Here is a 24,623-nt window from a genome sequence, read left to right as displayed (position 1 = left end):
ATGGAATGGAAAGAAATATATAAAAACAGGTTTGCGACAGTGGAGGAAGCTGTCCGTGCCATAGAAGACGGAGACCGTCTTGTGTTCGGACATGCTGCCGGTTGTCCGCAGGTTGTGCCGGCGGAAATGATCGCACAAAAAGAACGCTTGCATGATGTCGGTATTTACCACATGCTTACGCTGAACGATGGCTCATACCTGACACCCGGGACGGAAGGACATTTCCGCCACATCACTAATTTTGTCGGGGGAAATTCGCGCCAGGCTGTCGCTGACGACCGGGCCGATTTTCTTCCTGTATTTTTTTATGAAATACCACAGCTGTTTGATGAGGTATATCCTGTGGATGTGGCGGTAATCCAAGTGTCTTATCCCGATAGTGAAGGAAATTGCAGTTTCGGACTCTCTTGTGATTATACTAAAGCGGCAGCAGAAAAGGCGCGACTGGTGATCGCAGAGATGAATGAAAATATGCCCTATGTCGAGGGAGACAACAAAATTCATATCTCCCGGTTGGATTATATTATTCCGACTAACCTGGCATTGCCCGAAATTCCGCTGCCTAAAATTACGGATGTCGAAAAAGCCATCGGGCGTAATTGTGCTTCTTTGATCGAGGATGGTTCCACCTTACAGTTGGGGATCGGAGCGATTCCGGATGCCGTGCTCCTGTTTATGGGAGATAAAAAAAACCTGGGTATCCATACCGAAATGTTTTCCGACGGAGTGATCGATTTGGTGGAATCAGGAGTGGTCAATGGCAGTAAAAAGACCTTGCATCCGGGGAAATTGGTTGCCACTTTCCTGATGGGGACGCGCCGCTTGTACGATTTCGTCGATAAAAACGCCTGCGTAGAAATGCGTCCTGTAGATTATGTCAACGATCCTCGTGTCATTGCACAAAATGAAAAGATGGTTTCCATCAATTCCTGCATCGAGGTTGACCTGATGGGGCAGGTGGCTTCCGAGACAATCGGACTGAAACAATTCAGCGGAACCGGAGGACAGGTAGACTATGTCCGGGGGGCAGCCTGGTCTGCCGGTGGTAAATCGATCATGGCTATGCCTTCGACTGCAGCTAAAGGTAAGGCTTCCCGGATTGTACCTTTCTTGGCGCAGGGTGCAGCTGTTACTACTTCACGCAATGATGTCGATTATGTGGTGACTGAGTACGGCATCGCCCGGTTGAAAGGTAAAACGCTGAAACAACGGGCTCGGGCATTGATTGCTGTGGCACATCCCGATTTCCGCCCTATGCTGGAAGAAGAATATCAGAAACGTTTTAAGGATTAACTGGTGGCGGATAACTCCCGGCGATTTATGGTCGCGGGGCCGTCCATCGTTTTATAATCATGTATTATGCAATTATTTAAATTAAAAACCCGTTTGAGCAAATTCGATCATTTTGCCGATTTTGCCCGTGAATTCAAGCTCTCGGAGCACGATTTGGTGATTACCAATGAATTCCTTTATGAACCTTTTATGAAATCCCTGAATCTCCCTTGTCATTTCATTATGCAGGAGAAGTTCGGTTTAGGAGAACCATCGGATAAAATGATGAACACTATCCTGAAAGAAGTGAAAGGAGTCGGTTTCGACCGGGTGATTGCGGTCGGTGGCGGAACGGTGATCGATATTTCCAAATTGTTTGTATTGAAAGGGGTGGAAGACGTTACGGAAGCTTTCGAACGTAAAATTCCGATCGTCAAAGAAAAACAATTGGTCATTTTGCCTACCACCTGTGGAACCGGAAGCGAGGTGACCAATATATCCATAGCTGAAATTACCTCCAAACATACTAAAATGGGATTGGCCGACGATGCCATTGTGGCCGACGATGCTGTGCTGGTACCGGAGTTGCTCAAAGGGCTGCCTTTTAAGTTTTATGCCTGTAGTGCGATCGATGCGTTGGTACATGCCACCGAGTCGTATGTTTCGCCCAAATCCAATCCTTATACCCGTTTGTATTGCCGGGCTGCCATCGAAATAATCATCGATGTGTTTCAGGGGATTGCAGCGAACGGACCCGAATATCGTTTCGAAAGACTGGGGGATATGCTGATGGCAAGTAATTATGCCGGAATAGCTTTTGGAAATACAGGGGTGGGGGCTGTACATGCTTTATCCTATCCGTTGGGTGGTAGTTATCATGTACCTCATGGCGAATCGAATTATCAGTTTTTCACCGAAGTATTCAAACTTTATAATGCCAAAAATCCTTCAGGCGATATTGCCCGGCTGAACGACTTGTTGTGTGTACAATTGGGTGTGAACGAAAATCCCTATCCGGTACTCGATGAGCTTTTGGGTAAATTGATTCCGAAGAATAAACTCCGGGTGTATGGAATGAAACCGGAAGAAATTCAGGGTTTTACCAGCAGTGTGTTGCAGACTCAGCAACGTCTTTTGGCCAATAATTATGTCTCGCTGTCGGAGGAGGAGATCCGGGAGATTTATAAGGTGCTGTATTAAATCAATTTTTTAAGTTGAGAATTACATTGTAATCGTTTAGGAAATCCTGGATTTCGTTGAGAAAAATCCGGAGGATTTTTTGTCGGGAGCTTTGAGACTGATCAGGCAGAAACAAAGACAGAAAGCTGTCCGGCAATTAAAGTTTGTGTTATAATTATAAACTGAAAAAGTTATGGAAATAAAGGAAATGGTGGTGAAAGCCCGCAAGGCTCAGGAGATTTACGAACATCATTTTGACCAGGATCAGGTCGACCGGGTTATCCGCGAAGCTGCCCGTGTCATTTATGATCATGCCGAAGAATTGGCCCGGTTGGCTGTAAACGAAACCGGCATGGGGGTGTATGAGCACAAAGTAGCTAAAAACCGCAATAAATCGAAAGGGGTTTATTATAACCTGAGGGGTAAAAAATCCATGGGTATCATCGATATGGATGAAAAAACCGGATTGATCGAAATTGCCAAACCGATCGGTGTGGTAGCCGGGATCACGCCGATGACCAATCCGATTGTGACACCGATGTCGAAGATTATTTTTGCCCTCAAAACCAAAAACGCCATTATTATAGCTCCGCATCCACAGTCAAAAAGATGCTCGGCTCTGGCTGTAAATCTGATCAAGGACGTTGTGGCTCCGTTCGGGGTTCCTGCCGATCTGATCCAGGTGATCGACGAACCTTCTATCGATAAGACCAAAGAATTGATGGAAGCCTGCGATGTCGTTGTTGCCACAGGAGGGATGCCGATGGTGAAATCCGCTTACTCTTCTGGAAAACCCTCTTTCGGTGTTGGTGCCGGTAATGTACAGGTGATCCTTGATCGTAATATCGATCTGGAGGCAGCAGCTGAAAAGGTGATTACCGGACGTGCTTTTGATAATGGTATTATCTGTTCCGGAGAACAATTTTTCACTTATCCGGTAACCGATCGCGAAGCTGTGTTCAAGGCCTTTACTGCACATGGGGCTTATTTTGTTACTGCCGGAGAGAAAGAGCGTTTGCTGAATGTACTCTTCCCGGAAGGAAAAATAAACCGGGCTTTGGTTGGGCAGTCGGTGAAGAAGATTGCCGGTGCTGCCGGTATCGATCTGCCTGAAGGTATCCGTGTCATTGTAGCTGAAGCAACCGGAGCCGGACATGCCGATCGTATCTGCAAAGAAAAAATGTTTCCGGTAATGGGTTGCCTCGGATATGACAATTTTGAAGAAGCCTTACGGATCGCCAAGACTAACCTGAACATGGAAGGTAACGGTCATACAGCCGGAATTCATTCCAACGATCAGGCCAATGTGATTAAGGCCGGCACCGAATTGTCCGTTTCCCGTCTGATTGTGAACGCTCCTTGTGCAACCACTGCCGGTGGGTCTATTCAGAACGGTCTGCCTGTAACCAATACGTTGGGATGCGGAAGCTGGGGAAATAATTCGATTTCGGAGAATTTTACTTATAAACATTTATTAAATATCACCCGGATTGCTCCGCTGTCGGCACGTATCCATGTGCCTTCGGATGAAGAGATCTGGGCGGATTGAAAATAGGGATTGTGGCCGGGTTTGCAGTGCCCGCAGTTGTTAAAAAATATTTCGGAGTGGTTTCATGATTTATAAGGATAACCTGCGGCCTGCAAACCCCAAAATATAGTTCGTAAAGTTTATATAGATGGATTTGCATTTGAGTATAAAGGAGATATTCACCGCTTTTATGGTGTTGTTTGCTGTGATCGATATTACAGGTTCTACGCCTATTATCATCAATCTCAATGCAACAGGAAAACAGGTGCAGGCAGGGAAAGCTGCTCTGATCTCTTATGCAGTCATGATTACTTTCCTTTTTGCAGGGGATGCCCTGTTGCAACTTTTCAATGTCGACATTTCTTCTTTCGCCATAGCCGGAGCATTGGTATTGCTGGTGCTTGCTGTAGAAATGATTTTCAGTGTAGAAATTTTCCGTAACGATGGACCTGCCGGGAGTGTAACTATTGTGCCTGTTGTCTTTCCTCTGATTGCCGGGGCAGGGACATTGACAACGACGCTTTCTCTGCGGGCAGAATGTCATCTCTCCAACCTGATCCTGGCCATTTCACTCAATATGCTTCTGGTTTATCTGGTACTCCGCAATGCTTATCTGGTGGAACGCATTTTAGGGAAAAGTGGTGTCTACGTCCTGCGTAAATTTTTCGGCATCATCCTGCTGGCAATGTCCGTACGGCTGTTTATCAGCAATCTGAGTATGTTGTTGAATTCATTTTCACGCTAAAGCCAATTATAGTAACGTTTTGTTTTTGAACGCCTTGTCAACGATTACTTACCGGTAACTATTCAGAAGTCGCTGTTTTATTCCTCTGTTCGGCTATAAAAAAGTACCCGCAGGAACCATCGGTTTTCAGCCAGGAATTAATTACTTTTGTGATATGGATTATGCTATTTCACATCATACTGTTTTTATGCCGGCCGGGGAGTATATCCGGAAATACCGGGATGAAGATAAATTCATTGTATTTTGCCGCAGATGTAATCGTTATGATCGTTGCTGGGCTTGTCCACCATACGATTTCGATATATCTGCAAGGATTGGCAAGTACAAATATATCTGCATAACAGGCACTCAGATCGTGCCTGATCCATCCTCTGTACCAACTATTCCTGCGGGAACAGAGAAAGAGGTCGTTATCGGCCTGTTGACAGAAGTGCGCCTTCAACTAGATTCTTGGTTGCGGTGGCTTGAAACGGAATATCCGGGTAGTCTGGCTTGTTACGCAGGGACTTGTCACCTTTGCCCTGACGATACGTGTACCCGTATCACCGGTCAGCCTTGCCGTCATCCTCATCTGATCCGTCATTCCCTGGAATCTTTCGGTTTCGATCTCGGCCGTACGGCTGAAGAATTACTTCATATTCCACTGGTATGGAGTGATGGGGTGAAATTTCCCGAATATCTGATGTTAGTCAGTGGTTTATTTACCGATGTGCCAATCGACATAAGCTTAAAACCTGCACCATAGTTTGGTTTTTCCGTTCCAGTGGTTGCGTCGGCAACCTGAAATGTGTCTGCGTGATTTTGTTGCTTTATGGTCTTATCTTTCGATCGATTCCAGCCTTTTATTTATACGCTTTAGGAATCGTTTATAAGCATCGGTGGGCTGAAATTTCTACCGGTGTTTTCAAAATAAGTTGTCTTAAAATTTGTAAAATAAATTTTATTCTCTATTTTTGAAGCGTATTGGCTTTCCTATGTCCATCCGGTATAGGAAATAAAAGGGAACCGGGTGTAAATCCCGGACAGGCCCCGCTGCTGTGAGCTTCTTTACAACGTCCGGACAATGCTTCTGCCACTGTCGTTTATACCTCCGACGGGAAGGCGTCTGGATTGGAGCAAGTCAGAAGACCTGCCATACAAGCAATCGTCTGTGCTTTCGCGGATTCAGAGCCGGACACCTGCACATATATATTACTGTACTGTTAAAACACCGGGGATAAATGCGGGTGTATGTGGGAGGCGGCAGAGTGTTCGTATTTCCTTCTGGCCTGTTTTTATTTGAAGGATCCGTCCGACGCATCCTGCCGGTGTTTTTAATTTTCTTTTGAATTTTTCAAAACAATAACCAACTTTTTTTTTATTCGATAAATTCCGTTATATTTGTGTCGGTATCAGGTTTCAGAATCGGTCATCACTGATTCAGGATTAAAATGGGAACTCCTGTGAAAATCAGGGACTATCCCCGTAGCTGTAAGTTCTATTCAAAGGTTGTACATTCGGAAGCCACTGCCGGTATGTCCGGTGGGAAGGCGTACAATCGGAACAAGTCAGAAGACCTGCCTGAGTACTTTTGTTTAATTCGTAGCTTTCGGGTGAAAGGTGACAGAATAAATGAACTGGTAAACTGTACTTGGTGTGTACAGGGCAGTGGTCATTTACATGCAATCTATCTTATCTGTGAGTTACCTTAATTCTGTTAAAATCAATGGAACAGGTAAAACTTCCGTTTAGGGCGGATATTGTCGGTAGTTTCTTGCGACCGGAACGACTGAAAAAAGCAAGAAAAGACTTCGAATCAGGCTTATTATCTCCTGCCGCACTCCAACAAATCGAGGATGAAGAAATTGAAAAATTAATAGCCGAACAAAAAGTTGTCGGCTTACAGGTTATTACAGATGGGGAATTTCGCCGTTCGTGGTGGCACCTCGACTTCTTTTGGGGATTAGGAGGCATAGAGAAAAAGGCAGTTGGGCAGGGATATGTATTTCACAATCTGGAAACCCGACCGGAATCTGTAAAAGTGACCGGGAAAATTACAGGATACAATCATCCCATGATCGCTCATTTCCGTTTCATCCAGAAACTGGCTGGCCAGGCGATACCCAAGCAAACGATTCCTTCTCCGGCACAACTTTTGGCCGAGTTGATCCGCGAGGGAAATATGGATGAAACCCTGAAAGTATATGGCCGGATAGACGGATTATTAGAAGATATAGCACAGGCCTATCGCCAGGTGATCAGTGGTTTCGCTGCAGCAGGATGTCGTTATCTCCAATTCGACGATTGCACATGGGGTATGCTTTGTGATGAAAAATTCCGCTGCAATCCACAGGTGAATGCGGAAGAAATGGCCCTCCTTTTTGCCCGGATAAACGAGATGGCTTTGAACTCAAGACCGGAAGGAATGACCATTACAATGCACGTTTGCCGGGGTAATTATCATTCTGCCTGGGCATCGTGGGGGGGGTATGAGCCGGTTGCCGAAACCTTATTCGACCTCCCGGTGGATGCTTTTTTTCTCGAATTCGACGACGAGCGTTCGGGAGGTTTTGAACCCTTACGCTTCATACAGAACCAAACTGTAGTCTTGGGATTGATTACAACCAAAAATGCTGCCCTTGAGGATAAACAGAAAGTGAAAAACCGCATTGCGGAAGCCAGCCAGTATGTTCCCCTGGAACGGCTTTGTCTGAGTCCCCAGTGTGGCTTTGCTTCTACCGAAGAGGGAAACAAACTTACCGAAAAGCAACAGTGGAACAAAATCCGGTTAATGTTAAAAATTGCACATTCCGTATGGAAAAATAAATAACGATTTATATGGATTTTTCAACATCAAAAACAGAAAATTTATTCTTGCAAATGATCCGGGAATTTGCAGAAAAAGAAGTGAAACCGTTGGCAGCAGCTGTCGACGAGGAAGAACGTTTTCCGGAAGAAACGGTAAAGAAAATGGCTGCTTTGGGAATGATGGGCATCCCATTCCCCAAAGAGTATGGCGGGGCAGGTGGCAACAACCAACTCTATTCGATGGCTGTCGAAGAATTGTCACGGGTATGTGCTACTACAGGGGTTATTGTTTCTGCACACACTTCTTTGTGCGCTTCTCCGATTTATGAGTTCGGCAATGAAGAACAACGCCGTAAATATTTGCCCCGCTTGTGTTCCGGCGAATGGATCGGAGCTTTCGGACTGACCGAACCGAATGCAGGCACGGACGCTTCGGCACAGCAAACGATGGCTGTGAAGGAAGGGGAGCATTATGTGCTCAACGGCTCCAAAATTTTTATTACCAATGCTGCTTATGCACACGTTTACATTGTCATGGCCATGACCGATAAGGCACAGGGGACGCGGGGGATTTCGGCCTTTATCGTAGAACGTGATTTTCCGGGATTCTCTATCGGTAAAAAAGAGAAAAAAATGGGCATCCGGGGATCCGCAACCTGTGAGTTGATTTTTGAAAATTGTATCGTCCCGAAAGAAAATCTGTTGGGAAAAGTGGGGGAAGGCTTCAGGATTGCAATGAAAACACTCGACGGCGGACGTATGGGAATCGCTTCACAGGCCTTGGGTATTGCTCAGGGGGCTATGGATGAAACGGTGAAGTATGTAAAAGAACGGAAACAATTCGGACGGTCCATCGGACAGTTTCAGAATACTCAATTCCAATTGGCCGATTTGCAGACCAGGATTCAGGCTGCCCGTCTGCTGGTGCGTAAAGCAGCTTGGAAAAAGGATATGAAACAACCTTATTCTGCTGACTCTGCACAGGCTAAATTGTTTGCAGCCGAAACAGCGATGGAGGTGACGACCAAAGCAGTACAATTCCATGGAGGCTACGGTTATACCCGTGAATATCCGGTGGAACGAATGATGCGGGACGCCAAGATTACAGAAATCTATGAAGGAACGTCTGAAGTACAACGGATGGTGATTGCAGCTGCATTACTCAAATAAGAGTGGAGAAAAGATAATCGATAAATGAAAAAATGATAAACGTATGAAAATAGTAGTATGTATCAAACAGGTGCCGGATACAACAGAGATCAAATTGGACCCCGCTACGGGGACGATGATCCGGGATGGGGTGCCCAGCATTATGAATCCCGACGATAAAGGGGGACTGGAAATGGCTTTACAATTAAAAGATAAATATGGGGCGGAAGTCACGGTAATAACCATGGGGCCTCCTCAGGCCGATGATATTTTGCGTGAGGCTTTTGCTATGGGAGCTGACCGTGCTATTCATTTGAACGACCGGAAATTTGCCGGTGCCGATACTCTCGCTACGTCGAATGCGATTGCCGGCGCTTTGCGCGTGTTGGATTTTGACCTGGTAATCACCGGCCGGCAAGCCATCGACGGGGATACCGCTCAGGTAGGACCACAGATTGCCGAACATTTGGATTTACCTCAGGTGACTTATGTTGAAAACCTGGAATTTGACGGAAGCAGGACATTTACGATCCGGAAGTCCACAGAAGACGGTTTTCAGCTGGTACAGGTAGATGCGCCTTGCGTGGTGACGGTGCTGGCAACGGCTAATAAAGCCCGTTATATGTCGGTCCGGGGAATTGTGGAGGCTTATAACAAAGAAGTTGAAGTGTGGGGCTTTGAACATATCAGTGTAGAAGAAGAAAAACTAGGCTTGAAAGGATCGCCCACCCGCGTATGGAAATCATTTACCAAAGGAGCAAAAGCAGCCGGAAAGGTGTTTGAAGTGGAACCTGCCGAAGCTGCCGATATAATCGTAGAGAAATTGAAAGAAAAATTTATAATCTGATGAACAGGTAGCAACGGATTGCAGACCACAGACTGTGGTAAACCTTAAGTTTTTATACCTTGAACATATACTTTTTTTCCGGCCATTGGCTGAGGTCTGCTTCCGTTTACCGTTCATTGTTAATTTGAATACAATGGATAAATCCCAATATAAAGACGTCTGCGTGTTTGTAGAACAACGCGAAGGTATCATACAAAAAGTGGCATTGGAACTGCTGGGTAAAGCCCGGGAACTTGCCGATACCTTGAATGAGAAAGTGATCGCCTTATTGCTCGGTTATGATATGAAAGACCAGGCTCAGGAGCTGATTGCTTATGGTGCCGACATTGTCGTGTGTGTGGACGAACGTGAATTGGCAGAGTACAATACCGAGCCTTATGCACAAGCTGTCAGCCAATTTATCCGTGAACGTCATCCGGCCATCGTATTGATCGGAGCCACGACTATCGGCCGCGATCTGGGCCCCCGATTATCTGCCCGGCTGACTACCGGCCTCACGGCCGACTGTACAGGCCTGGACATTTCGCCCGAAAATGATTTGCTGATGACCCGTCCGGCTTTCGGTGGTAACCTGATGGCTACGATCATTTGTAAAGAACATCGTCCGCAAATGTCTACTGTCCGGCCGGGAGTGATGCGTACAAAACCCAAAGATCCGGCACGGCGGGGGACGATTGAAAATATGAAAGTCAGTTTCGACCCGTCGAAATTCAGAGTTAAAATTCTGAAAACGGTGAAAGAACAGAAAACCCGGATCGACATAACGGAAGCTAAAGTGCTGGTGTCAGGTGGGCGTGGTGTCGGCAGTACGGCTGGTTTTGTCATGCTGGGTCGTTTAGCGGAAACATTGAATGCCGAAGTATCTTCATCGCGGGCAATGGTCGATGCCGGGGTTATGCCCCACGAACGCCAAGTGGGGCAAACCGGAAAGACGGTCCGGCCGGATCTGTATTTTGCCCTGGGGATTTCAGGGGCTATTCAGCACCTTGCCGGTATGGAAGAATCAGAATACATCATTGCTATCAATAAAGACAAATATGCTCCGATCTTCAATGCAGCAGATTTGGGGATTGTTGGAGATGTACATAAAATTGTCCCCATATTGACAGAAAAACTCCGGAAGTAAAAATCGGAAATGAACCGGGTGTTTGTTCAATTATACTCTTTCCTTTTCTATTGGTGACGGTAGCAAGAGGAAAGAGTATTTAAGAGTAAATCAATATCTTGGCACTGATAAATCAAATTGATTGCATCTTAAATGTCAAAGCTCGTATTTTTGAAATAATCGGCTGGTAAAGATTGTCCCAGTATATTTTTACGCCTTATATTAAAAATGATTTAAAAAATTACTTAAAATAAACTTTCATCTCTCTTTTTTTGTACTTTTACCGTCGATTTTGGTGCTGCTCGTTATTTTCGTAACGGAGCGGTGAAAAGGGAATCAGGTGTGAATCCTGAACAGACCCGCTGCTGTAAGCTTTTTAAAGTCTTTGGACATTACTCACGCCACTGTTTTACATGAACGGGAAGGACGTCCGGAGATAAAGCAAGTCAGAAGACCTGCCAAGATCAGAAACTTGGTGTTCTCTGGGATTAGAATGCCGGTTGTACTGATTTTTAATTGGAATTATTCTATTGGATGTCGATGGAAAAACGTTCGATTAAATTAGTCGAAATTTCATAAAGTTTACAAAGTGATGCCCCTTACAGGACGTTTGTTAATTGACTATTGACAAATACCAGTTTACTGTAAAACAACATACTTTAGGAAATATTTACATCATATTGATTATCAATCATTCAACATTCAATTTCCCTACTCATTTCCCTTTTTTTCAGCTGTTTTTTGATGGAAGTAAAGCTTCCAATCATTGTCAATTGTTAATTGTCATCGGTCAATTATTCCTCTTGTGGAAATCCACAAAAAAATCGAAGATTTAAACGTCACACTTTTAGGACTGGATACTGAAAAATTAGGGGCTTTGGAAAAAATCGGAGGGAAGCTGTCATTGAACTGTACGGCAGAATATTTGAAGTTGCCTGCCGGTTTGAAAAATTTGAAGGTGTTTGTAGTATCGAAAGGTATAGAACGCCTGGATATCCAGGGAATAGAAATCGAGGAATTGCGATTCAGCGGTACCGGATTGGAAAATACGACGGTGATCGGTGACGATATTTTTAAAGGTAAAATCAGTTTGGATAACCTTTCGGGATATTTCCCGAAATTAGAAGGTTTCCGGGAAGTGGGAAAACTGAATATCGGTTATCTTGGCCTGAACGGAGGGAGCATTGAAATCGGTAATATCCGTAAAATTAACGGGGATTTCTCTTACTGGGCCAATTCCAATGTAAAGGCCGTCGAATTTCCTGCACTGGAAGAAGTAACCGGTAATTTTGAATTATATTCCAATATCAAGGAATACCATTTCCCCGAATTGAAGTCTATCGGAGGGAAGGCAATCATAAGTATCGACTATTATGATGAAAAGACTTTTCCGAATCTGGCGACGGTCGGGGAGGATATGATGTTTCAGACCGGATATGACTATTATGGATCGAGGGGACCGGCCGTGGTCTTGTATCCGGCTTTGAAGCAGGTTGGGGGGACATTGGAACTGCGCCCGATCGGACCAACTCCCTGGGGAGATAATGAGAATACCGGTTATTTGAATCAAACCCTGGAAAATCTGGATTTCTTGTCCAGCTTGGAAAAAGTGGGGGGAATCCGGATTCATGATCATGGGAAACTAGCTTCTTACGAGGCAATTAAAAAGGCCATCCTGACCTGTCCCGAAGAGAAATGGAGTGTGGAAAATAATTTGTACAATCCGACTTACAAGCAATTGGTAGAAGACCAGCAATGGATAAAACCTGCTATTCAGGAGTAACAGATGAAGCCTGTTTTTCAACTGTGAGATTAATCAGCTGAAAAAGTTGTAAATGTAAAAAATGATAAACCTATGAAGATAAATAATTTAATATATATTGTGTTGCTTGGCATTATTGTTTCGCTGACGAGTTGCGAGGACGATGACAGCCTGTTTTCCGGAAATGAAAACTACATCACCTCATTCCGACTGGTTCAGCAGGGAGATTCCTATGCCGGGATAATTAAGGGAGATAGTCTGATTTTGAGTATCCCTGAAAATCTTTCTCTTGAGGGGGCGATAATGGAGATTTTGTGTAGTGAAAATGCCCGGATATCTCCGGATCCTGGTGAAGTTGAGGATTGGGGAAAGTTACAAAATTTTACAGTAACTGCTTACAATAATACTCAGCGTGTTTACAAGTATATAGTACGGAGAACCTTGACGGGTAGCGAAGGAGATGTTCGTCTGACTTCGGTTGAAGATTTGGAAGCCTTTGCTGCTCAGGGGATCAATAAAGTCAATGGAAATTTGGTTATCGGTAAAGAAGAAGGAACTGTGAAGGAAGACTCCCTTACTTCTTTGGCAGCTTTGGCCTCACTAAAAGAGGTTGTCGGAACGGTGACCATAAATCCGACTTATGCCGGAACTTCATTTGCCGGTTTGGAAAATTTGGAACAGGTTGGAGGATTGGTGATGGGACGTGTAATACAGAATGCAACCATTGGACTTCGGTGGATACGGGAGATTGAATTGCCAAATTTGAAAAAAGTAGCTTCAGAATTGACTTTCAGAGCTGATACCGTTGAAACGTTGAGTTTGCCTGCATTGGAAAAGGTAGGAAGAAATTTGTCGATTCAGATTAAAGATGTGAAAGATATAGATTTTTCGGCCTTATCGGTTATCGGAGAAAATTTATCCATGAAAGTGAACGGTGTCTTGAATGCTCCGGAAAAGTTGAGCTTTCCGAAATTAAGTTTGATTGGAAATCAATTAGCATTGAGTAATGTTTATAGGGTGAAAGAGTTAGCTTTCCCGGAATTAAAATCGGCGACTGCTATTAAATTGGAGCAGATGAATGCTGTTGAAACTTTGAACTTCACCCAATTGGAGCAAGTCGCCGATTATTTTGAATTGTGGTGGACGCATCAAGTAAAAGAAATGAATTTTCCTTCAGTAAAATCACTCGGTGGATTTAAAATTTATTACATTCAAAATTTGGAAAAAGTCAGTTTGGAGTCTTTGACAGAAGTCGGTCTGCGAGGATTCTGTATCGATGCATCTGATAAGATACAAGAGTTGAATTTGCCTGCATTGACGCGAGTGAAAGGTGATTTTGTTTTAACCAGAATGGCAATAACAGAGGTAAGCTCATTGAGAGCATTGAAGGAAGTGGATGGAAAATTTGATTTCTCCTCGATGAGTGCATTGACGGTTTTCGACGGTTTTCCGAATCTGACAACAGTCGGTGGTAATTTCACCCTGTCCGGTTTGGCAGTCAGCGAATTAAAGGGATTCGATGCCCTGACCTCTATCGGTGGTTCGATGAGTCTGAGTAATTTGAATGAGGTTACTTCGATTGACGCTTTCCCCGTATTGAAATCCATCGGATCACAATGTTCGCTCATTGGACTGAAAAAATTGCAGGATATTTCTTTGCTGGCCCAGTTCAAGGGAATGCATTTGAACAATTGTATTTTAAACAATTTGGATGCCTTGACTTCCTTGGATCTGACCGGCCTTGAAGTAGATGCCCTGCAGATTACCGGAAAAAATGCTTTGACGTTAAAGGGCAGTAAAACCTTGAATACGAATCTGACCATTAACGGGATTCCCGGAATTTCTTTTTCAGGAATCGAAGAGGTGCAGAATGTATCAGTAAGTAATATGCCTGCAACTATTACCGGACGGGTAGAATACAACTTCCCCGGATTAAAGAAAATAGGGACTTTGTCGGTGAGTCAGGCATATGGTGCCAGCCTGGGTGTGCTTCGTTTTCCTGATTTGACAGAGATTAGCGGAAAATTGACCCTTTCCGAAGGATTCGGACAAAAAGTACAGCCGACGGAATTTCCGGTTTTAAGGATAGTGAATAACATGACCTATACCGGAGTCTGTGATGCCCTTCGTTTTCCGGCCTTGGAGGAGGTGACGGGTGAATTGAATATCAAAACCAGCTATGTGAATGGATCTTTAGTGAGCATGTTACAGGAAATCTATACTCCCGTTTTGAAAAAAGTCGGGATATTGGTGCTGACTACTTACAGTAAAAATCAGGATAGTTGGTGTAATAATGTCCTGACTAATCTGGATTGTTTTAGAGCCCTGGAAAATGTCGGAGTGATCAATATCGAGTACCAGTTAGGCCTGGTATCTTTTAAAGGATTGGAAAAAGCAATCGGGAGATTGACGGATGATACTTCTTGGGTTGTCGGGCATAATGCTTATAATCCGACTTTCGAACAGGCTAAAAACGGAGAATTGGAACGAAATTGAGGGAAATACTTTACATCGGACGGCTCCCTGCAGCTTTTAGTTGGCAGGGGGCTTTTCGTATTTTGTAAGGAAAGGCATTTTTTGTACTTTTACGCTTCAATGGAAACAAAGGGATACCTTCAGGTTTATACCGGAAACGGTAAAGGTAAGACAACGGCTGCATTCGGTTTGGCGGTACGTGCTTTATGTGCTGGTAAACGGGTGTTTATCGGGCAGTTTGTCAAAAGCATGAAATATAACGAAACCCGGCTGGAAGCCTGTTTCCCCGGGCGGTTGGCGGTCCGGCAGTTTGGAAGAGGATGTTTCCTTGATCACCGGCCCGAAGACGAAGACGTACGCCTTGTCCAGGAAGGACTCCGGGAATGTGCGGCAATACTGGCTTCGGGTGAATGGGACCTGGTCATCCTGGACGAACTGACTATAGCTGTGTATTTTGGTTTGCTCTCCGATAAAGAAATACTGGAAGTCATCGGGCTGCGTGACACAGGGACAGAGGTGGTGATTACCGGGCGTTATGCTTCCGAAGCTTTGCTGGCTTTGGCTGACCTCGTGACAGAAATGCGTGAAGTGAAACATTATTATACCCGGGGAGTATTGTCCCGGGATGGATTTGATCATTGAGATATGGATAGATTGATGCGGTTTTGGTTGCTGGGGCTGTTGTTGGCTCTTGGTGTAGGTTGTAAAAGTAGGCATTCGGCTTCTGCAGGAGATGCTTTGTCCGCGCTCCGGATGGAATATGCCGGGCGGATTCGGATAGATTCGAGTGAACATTATATATTGGTGCGGGTACAAAACCCTTGGGATACGGCCCGGATTTTACATACCTATGTTTTGGTCGGCCGGGAAACTGAATTGCCGGAAGGATTGCCTGAAGGGACCTTGGTCCGGACGCCGGTGGAAAAAGCATTGGTATATTCTTCGGTACATTGCGGGCTTCTGTCCGAACTGGGGGCAATCGATCGGATTGGTGGAATATGTGATCTGCAATATATCGAAATACCTGAAATACAAAATCGTTGTGCTTCCGGGCGAATGGTCGACGCCGGAAATACTATGAATCCGGATATTGAAAAAATAATCGACTTTCATCCTGATGCTATCCTGCTCTCCCCTTTTGAAAATAGTGGAGGTTATGGCCGGATTGAAAAATTAGGGATACCGGTTATCGAATGTGCCGATTATATGGAGACCTCTCCTTTGGGGCGGTCTGAATGGATGCGTTTTTTCGGTTTGCTTTTCGGGAAACGGCGGCAGGCTGATTCGTTATTCACTGCTGTCCGTGCGGATTATTTACAGCTGTGTGATTTGGTCAAGTCTGTAAATCAGCGGCCGACGGTGATATCTGAATTGAAAAGCGGTTCCGCCTGGTATGTACCCGGAGGAAAAAGCACGACCGGACGGTTGTATCAGGATGCCGGGGCTACTTATATGTGGGCGGAGGACGAACATAGCGGTTCGATTCCTTTGTCTTTTGAAACGGTATTTGACCGAGGGCAGGATGCCGATTTCTGGTTATTCAAATACAACCGGCAACAAGATAAAACCCTGACCGAATTAAAGTCCGACTACGCTTCATATGCCGGTTTCCGGGCCTTTCAAACCGGGCAGGTGTATGGATGTAATTCGGGACAGGTACCTTTTTATACAGAGACCCCTTTTCATCCCGAACGGCTGTTGGAAGATCTGATCCGGATTTTTCACCCGGGAGTGTTACCGGCAGGAGAGTGCCGTTATTTTAAAAGATTGGAAAAATGAAATCTTTACCATCCGGATGGAAATATAGTATCGGTTTGATCGTATCGATCCTTCTGTTGTTCGCGGCGAACTTATGGGTAGGCTCGGTACGTATTCCTGCAGGCGCAGTATGGGATATTTTGTGCGGACATGCCGTAGAACGGGAGAGCTGGCGGTTCATTTTGCTGGAATCGCGTATTCCGCAAGGGATAACTGCTTTGCTGTGTGGAGCAGCCTTGGCTGTCTCGGGGTTGATGTTGCAAACCGTTTTCAGTAATCCGCTGGCAGGACCTTCGATATTGGGGATCAATACCGGGGCCAGCCTGGGCGTGGCCTTGGTGATGTTGCTCGGTGGAGGAAGTATTACTGCCGGGGTTTTCAGTATATCCGGTTTTCTGGCGGTATTGGCCGGAGCTTTTGCCGGGGCTATGATCGTCATGGGAATCTTGCTGTTCTTTTCTGCTTTTACAAAGAATAATTTGATGCTACTTATTATTGGGATCATGATCGGATACATCACCTCCTCGGTGATTTCATTATTGAATTTTTTCTCTACGGCCGAAGGAGTACATTCTTATATGATCTGGGGATTGGGAAATTTCAGCGGAGTGTCTTCCGGGCAATTGCCTGTATTTATCGTTTCGATTACCGCCGGTTTGGTTTTATCGGTCATGTTGATCAAACCTTTGAATGCCTTATTGTTGGGAAACCGGTATGCTGAAAATCTGGGTGTGAATGTGCGGCTTACCCGCAATCTGTTATTGATTGCGACCGGTATGCTGACGGCAATAACAACCGCCTTTTGCGGGCCTATCGCTTTTATCGGATTGGCCGTGCCGCATATTGCCCGCTTGATGCTGGGTACTTCGAACCACAATTCCCTGATGCCTGTGACCTTATTGCTGGGAGGGGCGGTAGCCCTGTTGTGTAATCTGATCAGTGTATTACCCGGCGAAACGGGGATTTTGCCATTGAACGCCATCACTCCCGTTTTGGGTGCTCCCGTCATTATCTATATTCTGGTCAAACAGCGTAAAATTCAATATTTCAATTGACTATGGAGACTTTACCTGTAATTGCAGCCCGTCAATTGGCTATCGGCTACTCTCATGGTAAGAACGGTTCTACAGTGGTACACCGGGATCTGTCTTTCGATTTGTGGGCGGGAGAGTTGACTTGTCTGTTAGGTCCTAACGGGGCAGGCAAATCTACTCTGTTGCGTACTCTTTCGGCTTTTCAATTGCCTTTGGAAGGTGAATTATGGCTTGAAGGACGTCCGCTGAGGGATTATTCCGAACGGGAAAAATCGCGCAAGATCGGCGTCGTACTGACCGATAAGACACAGGCCGGCGGATTGACCGTATATGAACTGGTAAGCTTGGGGCGTCAGCCCCATACCGGATTCTGGGGCCGTTTGAACCGGGAAGATCATAAGCTCGTCGAAGAGGCTCTTACGGCAGTGGGAATATCCCATAAAGCTGCAAATTACGTGGCCGAATTGTCGGACGGGGAACGGCAGAAAGTGATGATCGCCAAAGCATTGGTGCAGGAATGTCCGTTGATTTTGCTCGATGAACCCACAGCTTTCCTGGATGTGGTAAGCCGTATCGAGATCATGACTTTATTGCATACCATTGCCCGCGAACAACATAAGACCATTCTGCTGTCTACCCACGATATCGACCAGGCACTGATCCAGGCCGACCGGCTGTGGTTGCTCGCGCCCGGAAAAGGATTGCAGTGTGGCGTTACGGAGGATATAGTCTTTAACGATGGACTGGACTGTTTGTTCGATCACCGGAAAATATGTTTTGACCGGGGACGTGGGGGCTATTTCCCCATCGTACAGGATTATCAGGAAGTCGTCGTCAGGACGGACGATCCCTGCCTTTGGCATTGGTGTGTCAATGCTCTGAATCGTTTTGGCTATTCCGGTCTGCCCGGAAATGCCGATAGAAAAAATTTACCCGTATTGACGGTTACTTCCCCGCATGAAATGAGTTGGGAAAAAAATGGAATGTCTACTATACTGACTTCTTTCGAGGACTTGACCGGATTATTGAAAAAATGACCGGGAAGGTTTTTGAATAAAAAGAAAACGGTGCGCATCAGTTTTTACCTGTTGGCACCGTTTTAACTTTTTATTTATTTGCTTCTGCAGCTTTGATCAATCGGGGGATGGGGGATACATTGACCATAGACGTGTAATCGATGGGAGAAAGTGTCCATACATCCCAGGAGAGATTTTCAAGTTGGCGATTGTCGACAAATGTCTGAGAATATTCAAAGTCGGCAGCTGTCGGCACCTGATTGCCCGAACCGAGCCAGTAGGTGGTATAGGCATCGTTCGATCCCATCCAATAATCGGCTGCATCTAACGGTTTCAATTCGTCAGAATCGTATTCGGAGAGTTCGTAGAGCCCGTTTGTAAAATCAGCTTGTGTCAGATGTAAAGTAGAACTTTTCAGTTCGATTTTACCGTCGTTATTACCGTCATAACCGAATCCTTTGATATAATTTCCTGATAAGGCGACATAAAGGCGGGGATCGTTCTTGGCAATAGCTTTGAGCATATCGATTCCTGTAAAAGTTTCCGTTTTATTCCAACGATATCCCCAGGCAATGAAAAAAACTTCCTGGTCTGCCGGTTCTTGCAGATGCTCCCCTGTAACCCATTGAATGGCAAAGACCGAGGTGTTTTCTCCGTTACCGGTCCAATTTTTCAGATCGGAGATCGCGAACCGATTACCGTTGACCTTCAGAAATAAGGTGTCGGAATCCTTGCCGTCTTGATTGGTTGCGGTCAGGATAATTTCAAAACTACCGGGGTCCTGAGAGGTGAAACGATAGATTGAGTCTGTGGAAACCGTTTTTTTGTTCAGTTGCCACTGGAAAGTGGTCTGTAACGGATTGTTCAGAATCGCTTTTAACTCGATCGTTTCACCCGGTAAACAGGTGGTTTGCCCACTCGGATTTCCGATAGAAACCTGAGGCGGAGTAGGAAGATACGGATCTTTTTTGTTGTCGTCACTACAGGAGGTCGATAGACCTGTAAGCAGACTCCAGAATAGAAATAAAGAATAGTATTTTTTCATTTACAAAATTCTTTTATTGAAAATTATAAGTAAAGAATGTTCCGGCTGGATAATTGGTATGATTCTTATAATTGGCGCTCAATTTCGGTTCGGTTTCGCTGAAATCGAATACACTGATGTGGTTGATCAGACGGTCGTTACCCCACCCTTTGATTGTATTCAGATAGACTTCGCCTGTAACCGGATTGACGGCTATGGTATTGTAAACACTAGTTGTTGTCACGATGTTTGCCGCATCGACCATCAGATCCGTCTGGTTTTTACTAAAAATGTGACGATAGATTTTGGTACCTGTGCCGTTCATGTACAAAGTATCTCCTTGTGCTGTAATACACGGAGTAGAAGTGTATGAGGCCGACTGAGTGCTAATGGCATCTCCCGGTAAAGTATTGGTTTTGATAATAGTATAATTTTGGGCATCGACCTTAGAGATTTCCCCGGCCGAAGTGGATACCCACAAGTTACCGTCCGGCGATTTGACGACTCCTCTGACCGGATCATTGAATTCTATCGATTTGGAGATTTTGTTTTTTCCTTTTTCGATCACAAGGACGTTATTTCCTGCTGCAGCGAATATTTTCCCTTCCGTTACAGCCATGGTATTCTTATTAGCCCTTTCAGCTCCCTCGATGAGAAAGAGTTCGCCGCTGGATGGGTGGAATACCTTAATTCCTTCGTTGTCGCGCAGATAGATATCGTCGTCTCCCAGTACGGCAACATGAGTCGGACTGCTTACTTTATCTTCCAGTTCGGTCTTATAGCCGGCTTCTTTTTTCAGGGTTTCTGCATTGGCAACGATAAGATAACCGTCGTCTCCGCTTTTTTGTGAAATGATATACAGTTTGTTGTTGGCGATAAATAAGTCTTGGGAAAGAAGGCTCAGCATGCTGCCGTTTGCCTTGTAATAGGCACTGTCCGTGAGAATACCTTTCGGGCTGATGAATATCAATGTAGAAGGATCGGCCTGGTAACCTTCATTTAAAACAAAAGTACCGTATTTGTATTTACCGTACACTTCGATGGATGTTGTGGCAGAAGTCACTCCATCGGCATTGGTCGCGGTTAATTTAACATCGTAGGTCCCCAATTCGTTCATTTTGAAAGTAAATACTGTATCCTTAGAGACTTCATTTCCTTTGACGGACCAGCTCAGTGTGGTTGGCAGCGGACTTTCTACTTTCGCTTTCAGTACGATAGAGTCTTCCTGAGGCATTGCGAACACTCCGTTTACACTCTCGATAGATACTTCGGGAGGAACCGGATATTTGTCGTCATCGTCACATGATGCGAATATTCCTGCTAACAGGAGGCAAACTAAAAGCGTAAAATTATTTTTTTTCATGGTTTCTATTTATTTAAAGGATTTATATGATTCAATTAAAATTCGAATAAAAGCGAGAACAAGCAATTACGCAAAGGCATGGGATAATATTGGGTCGACTCATAGTAGGTATCGAACAGGTTATCTATCCGCATCTGAGGGGTTAGGCTTGTCCCATTCCGGAAGGAGTAGCGGTAACCGAGCAAGAGGTTATGTACGGAATAGGGATCCGTGGCATATGATTCGTCGGTAGTAATGAAACGCCGGCCGGTGTAAGTCATCTGCCAGACGAAAAAAGCATCTTTATAATCGATATTCCAGCGCAGATTCCACTTGAATCGCGGTACATATGGAATTTGCCGCATATAGGCGTTGTCGTCTACGTGTTGTTTCTTGCGGGTCCGGGATTGTGACCAGCTGTAATTACCCGAAAGAGAAGATACGAGTTCCCCGTAGTGGAAAGTGGTTTTTCCATAAAGTTCCACGCCGTAGGAACGTACGTTTCGTTTGTTTTGCGGAGTCCACACCCATTGGTTTCCGTCTTTGGGGAGCCAAAGGATCCAGTTGTCGATGTTCATTAGATAACCGGAAACTTCGGCATCGAATAAGAGATGTTTGTTTATACTCTTCCGGTAAGAAATAGAAGCATCGTAAGAATACCCCTCTTCCGGCTTTACATCCGGATTACCGCCGGGGCGCCAATATAGGTCGTTCATACTGGGGAAACGATAATTATAAGCAGTACTTCCTTTCAATTTTAATTCTTTTTTCAATAGATTGAATACTATTCCTGCCGACCAGGTGGATACATTCCGATTGTCGTTATGTTCGAACATATATTGTCCGTTGATCATCATCCACCGGATAGGCGTCCACAAAGCGGAAGTTTGCCAGGAGAGTATGTTACGGTGGTGGCTGAAAGGGGATTCCACCTGAGGAATATCAAAATCGATACCGTCGAGCGTATATTTCGATGAGTCGATGTCTATGTAGCTACTCACCCGGATCAGGTCGTGAGAATAGGTTAACGTCGTGTTGAGGATAAGCTTATCGGTCGGGGAGTACGTATAATCGGCCACGACCTGTGCCGTGTTAGAGCGGTTTTTGTTTCCCTTGGGATCGAATAAACCTCCGTCATACCGGATATCGTAAGTTTGGCAGAAATACAGCCAGGCAGCCTTTACATGTAATTCATGGATACCCCGGCTGAAATCCAGTCCGGCATATCCCCGGAAATTATTTTCCTCCTGATCCTCCTGGGAGCGGTTGACTACACCGAGCGGTTGGGGGAGGTTACGGTGATTTTTCTGATACCAGGCGACAGCTGTCAGGCGGGTGTAGGGAGATACTCTGAAATAGCCTTCCTGCATAATTCCGAATTGAGAGTAAGCGGCATCCTGCCTTTTTTCACGGAAAGGAGTATTGGTCAGCACTTTATTCAGATAGGTATAGTCGTTGTCGGAATGCTGATAATATAACCGTGTCTTTGAGGCCGATTTATTACCGCTTATATTCGCCTGTCCACCGACGGTATATGTGTTGTACGATCCATACTCTGCCAGTACCCGGCCATTTACGCCTCGGTTCCAATCGGTGTCTGTGAATAAATTCACACTACCTCCGATAGCTCCGGTACCGTTTTTTACATGGCTGCTGCCATAGTACAGGTTGATGTTATCTGTAAAAAAGACCGGGATCTGTGAAAAATCGAAAGTACCCGATAAAGGAGGTGTGATATTGATCCCGTTCCAGTTTACCCGTGTTTGGGAAGCGCTGGTTCCACGGAAAGAAGCTGTCGATAACGCTCCTGTTCCCAGACTCTTGATGTAAATAGAGGTATGGTCGGTCAGGAGTTCGGCCAGCGAGCGGGTTTTGTTGGCTTGTAAAATGGCTGGAGAAATATGGGTTACCCGGGCTCCTGCGTTTGCCTCGTTGGCGTGTTGTATACGTTGGCGGATGACCTGCACGGTGTCTAATGTGCCGTATAGGGTGATCGAATCCCGGGATTGGGCGGGAGTACGGAATCCCGACCCAAGGAATATGCCGAGGTATAAAATGAAGATCAGACTCTTGTATAGGTTCATATCGCTAGGCTAATTAGGGGAAATACACTTGGCTAGGATAGATACCGACTCGAAAATTCCGGATGGAACCGTCTTTTTTGTAATTCCGGATATAACCGCGTTGTGCACTGTAATCCAGACAGTCACATAGATAGACCTCTCCTTGCGGACTGACTGAAAACCCATACATCATATCGATTCCGGGAAGATCGAGGTAGTGTTCGAATTCTCCCGTGCCGACATTCATCCGGTAAACACTTTGGACAGAGGTAATCCCTGCTGCCGTGTTACTTTTACAGGTTTTGACGTTGAAATAAATCCAGTTCAGTGTAGGATCGATATCCGTGCGATTATAGGTGATTGTACCGATTACGTCTCCTGCTTGTGGATTTGCCTTTTCACTGATGGGAAGGGTATAAGAGACCTCGACTTTTTCTTGGTGGGGGTCGATACAAACCAATTCTATTCCGCAGACTCGATTCCCCTCCCGGATGTTCATCAAGGCCCATACTCTTTGGTATTTATCGACCAGCATCCGGCAGGTTTTGGTATTTTCGTCGTTTTTTACTTCCGGGATGACCCGGACAGCTTTTTTGCTGATATTGTCGGTATCGAAGACATATATTCCGCCGGTAGTCATTCCGAAGATTTTATTATCTACCGTTACCAGATATTCGACCGATCGCGGTATGGAGATATATTCCAGAGGTTCGCCATAAGGTTCCACAGTCCGGATACGCACCAGTTGTCTCTCCAGATCGGATACGATAGCTTCTGTCGGGGAAATGGCTACGATCTGGCGTGGAAATCCCGCTTGGGTATAGAGGATTGTACCGACGGAACCGAACGTTTCGGGATCTATAACCTCGATTTTTTTGGAGTTGTCCAAAGTCACAAAATATTTACCGTTGATCTTGGTGATGGATTGGGCCACATCACCAAGCGGTCGGTGATTCACTTCCCGGAAAATATCCGGAATGACTGATCCGTCTTTGTTTAAAACGGAGATACCGCCCATATTCTGATTGATTCCCCCTTCATTGAGAACAAGGGCTTCGATATTACCTTGGCTCACCGGCCCGTAGGGATAATCCGTTCCTGCGGAATCACAGGCTGTGAATAGCCCTGCTATTACGGCAAATATGAAAAAACAGAGATTTTTTTTTGAATAGCATGATTTACTGACGTTTATGTTCTTCTTCCCTTTGAACGTTAAACAATGAATCACGTGGCAGGTCTTCTGACTTGTTTCCTTTTCGGTTTCCTTCCCATTCCAAACGAGGAACAGTGGATAAAGCACGTCCGAAAAGTGTTATGAAACTTACAGCAGTGGATCTGTTCAGGATTTACACCTGATTCCCTTTTCATTGCCGGACGAGACAACGATCCGGCAACTCCACGCAATTTTTATGTGACGGCAAAGATATATAAATCATTTTATAAGGGAAATGATATTTTGTGAATGTTTGTTAGTCCACAGGGACGGAGGCAATACTTTGTGCTGAACGGTTATTTTGGGAAAAACCTTTAGAATTTC

The 24,623-nt window shown here is 45.2% G+C and carries 19 protein-coding genes and 4 riboswitches; of the genes, 15 read left to right on the top strand and 4 right to left on the bottom strand.

Features of this window, described 5'->3' with window-relative positions:
- The 15 genes from ODOSP_RS10335 (at position 1) to ODOSP_RS10265 (ending at position 18,678) form a co-directional block, all read left to right on the top strand.
- Positions 1-1,293, top strand: a complete 1,293-nt coding sequence (locus ODOSP_RS10335) for an acetyl-CoA hydrolase/transferase family protein (RefSeq protein WP_013612259.1) — start codon at positions 1-3, stop codon at positions 1,291-1,293.
- A gap of 66 nt (positions 1,294-1,359) precedes the next feature.
- The gene (locus ODOSP_RS10330; RefSeq protein WP_013612258.1) at positions 1,360-2,472 is read left to right on the top strand and encodes a 4-hydroxybutyrate dehydrogenase; all 1,113 of its coding nucleotides are present in this window, start codon (positions 1,360-1,362) and stop codon (positions 2,470-2,472) included.
- A gap of 172 nt (positions 2,473-2,644) precedes the next feature.
- Positions 2,645-4,000, top strand: a complete 1,356-nt coding sequence (locus tag ODOSP_RS10325; RefSeq protein ID WP_013612257.1) for an aldehyde dehydrogenase family protein — start codon at positions 2,645-2,647, stop codon at positions 3,998-4,000.
- Positions 4,001-4,127: 127 nt separating this feature from the next.
- Positions 4,128-4,724 carry a MarC family protein gene (locus ODOSP_RS10320; RefSeq protein ID WP_013612256.1) on the top strand — a complete coding sequence of 199 codons (597 nt, stop codon included), beginning with the start codon at positions 4,128-4,130 and terminating at the stop codon, positions 4,722-4,724.
- Between the two features lie 154 nt (positions 4,725-4,878).
- A complete protein-coding gene (locus ODOSP_RS10315) occupies positions 4,879-5,469 on the top strand; it encodes a DUF2284 domain-containing protein (protein ID WP_013612255.1) in 591 nt (196 codons plus the stop codon).
- Between the two features lie 203 nt (positions 5,470-5,672).
- A riboswitch (cobalamin riboswitch) is annotated at positions 5,673-5,875 on the top strand.
- Positions 5,876-6,100: 225 nt separating this feature from the next.
- Positions 6,101-6,302, top strand: a riboswitch (cobalamin riboswitch).
- Positions 6,303-6,429: 127 nt separating this feature from the next.
- Positions 6,430-7,533 carry a 5-methyltetrahydropteroyltriglutamate--homocysteine S-methyltransferase gene (locus tag ODOSP_RS10310; protein ID WP_013612254.1) on the top strand — a complete coding sequence of 368 codons (1,104 nt, stop codon included), beginning with the start codon at positions 6,430-6,432 and terminating at the stop codon, positions 7,531-7,533.
- Positions 7,534-7,541: 8 nt separating this feature from the next.
- Positions 7,542-8,681 (top strand): acyl-CoA dehydrogenase, encoded by a 1,140-nt coding sequence (locus tag ODOSP_RS10305; protein ID WP_013612253.1) that lies wholly within the window; start codon positions 7,542-7,544, stop codon positions 8,679-8,681.
- 43 nt (positions 8,682-8,724) lie between these two features.
- Positions 8,725-9,507 (top strand): electron transfer flavoprotein subunit beta/FixA family protein, encoded by a 783-nt coding sequence (locus tag ODOSP_RS10300; protein ID WP_013612252.1) that lies wholly within the window; start codon positions 8,725-8,727, stop codon positions 9,505-9,507.
- Positions 9,508-9,640: 133 nt separating this feature from the next.
- Positions 9,641-10,633 carry an electron transfer flavoprotein subunit alpha/FixB family protein gene (locus ODOSP_RS10295; RefSeq protein ID WP_013612251.1) on the top strand — a complete coding sequence of 331 codons (993 nt, stop codon included), beginning with the start codon at positions 9,641-9,643 and terminating at the stop codon, positions 10,631-10,633.
- A gap of 255 nt (positions 10,634-10,888) precedes the next feature.
- Positions 10,889-11,089, top strand: a riboswitch (cobalamin riboswitch).
- A gap of 328 nt (positions 11,090-11,417) precedes the next feature.
- Positions 11,418-12,395: a hypothetical protein gene (locus ODOSP_RS10290; protein ID WP_041556686.1), complete on the top strand. Its 978-nt coding sequence runs from the start codon at positions 11,418-11,420 to the stop codon at positions 12,393-12,395.
- Between the two features lie 72 nt (positions 12,396-12,467).
- Positions 12,468-14,870 (top strand): DUF5018 domain-containing protein, encoded by a 2,403-nt coding sequence (locus ODOSP_RS10285; protein WP_013612249.1) that lies wholly within the window; start codon positions 12,468-12,470, stop codon positions 14,868-14,870.
- Between the two features lie 99 nt (positions 14,871-14,969).
- A complete protein-coding gene (locus tag ODOSP_RS10280; protein ID WP_013612248.1) occupies positions 14,970-15,491 on the top strand; it encodes a cob(I)yrinic acid a,c-diamide adenosyltransferase in 522 nt (173 codons plus the stop codon).
- Between the two features lie 12 nt (positions 15,492-15,503).
- Positions 15,504-16,628, top strand: a complete 1,125-nt coding sequence (locus tag ODOSP_RS10275; RefSeq protein WP_457920612.1) for an ABC transporter substrate-binding protein — start codon at positions 15,504-15,506, stop codon at positions 16,626-16,628.
- Complete coding sequence (locus ODOSP_RS10270; protein ID WP_013612246.1) at positions 16,625-17,662, top strand: FecCD family ABC transporter permease; 1,038 nt, start codon at positions 16,625-16,627, stop codon at positions 17,660-17,662. Before ODOSP_RS10275 ends, ODOSP_RS10270 begins: the two co-directional genes overlap by 4 nt.
- A gap of 2 nt (positions 17,663-17,664) precedes the next feature.
- A complete protein-coding gene (locus ODOSP_RS10265; RefSeq protein ID WP_013612245.1) occupies positions 17,665-18,678 on the top strand; it encodes an ABC transporter ATP-binding protein in 1,014 nt (337 codons plus the stop codon).
- A gap of 70 nt (positions 18,679-18,748) precedes the next feature.
- On the opposite strand, the gene ODOSP_RS10260 is transcribed toward ODOSP_RS10265, so the two are convergent.
- The 4 genes from ODOSP_RS10260 to ODOSP_RS10245 are packed head-to-tail and all read right to left on the bottom strand — an operon-like array spanning position 18,749 to position 24,161.
- Complete coding sequence (locus tag ODOSP_RS10260; protein ID WP_013612244.1) at positions 18,749-19,702, bottom strand: PKD-like domain-containing protein; 954 nt, start codon at positions 19,700-19,702, stop codon at positions 18,749-18,751.
- A 13-nt stretch (positions 19,703-19,715) separates the two neighbouring features.
- Complete coding sequence (locus ODOSP_RS10255; RefSeq protein WP_013612243.1) at positions 19,716-21,044, bottom strand: DUF5074 domain-containing protein; 1,329 nt, start codon at positions 21,042-21,044, stop codon at positions 19,716-19,718.
- A 35-nt stretch (positions 21,045-21,079) separates the two neighbouring features.
- On the bottom strand, positions 21,080-23,107 hold the full coding sequence (locus tag ODOSP_RS10250; RefSeq protein WP_013612242.1) for a TonB-dependent receptor plug domain-containing protein: 2,028 nt from the start codon (positions 23,105-23,107) through the stop codon (positions 21,080-21,082).
- Positions 23,108-23,120: 13 nt separating this feature from the next.
- Positions 23,121-24,161, bottom strand: a complete 1,041-nt coding sequence (locus ODOSP_RS10245) for a hypothetical protein (protein WP_013612241.1) — start codon at positions 24,159-24,161, stop codon at positions 23,121-23,123.
- Between the two features lie 138 nt (positions 24,162-24,299).
- Positions 24,300-24,500, bottom strand: a riboswitch (cobalamin riboswitch).
- Between the last annotated feature and the right edge of the window lie 123 nt (positions 24,501-24,623).

It is taken from the genome of Odoribacter splanchnicus DSM 20712, assembly GCF_000190535.1.
GTDB lineage: Bacteria > Bacteroidota > Bacteroidia > Bacteroidales > Marinifilaceae > Odoribacter > Odoribacter splanchnicus.
The sequence above is the reverse complement of the archived record's forward strand: the minus strand, read 5'-3'. Positions and strand labels throughout refer to the sequence as shown.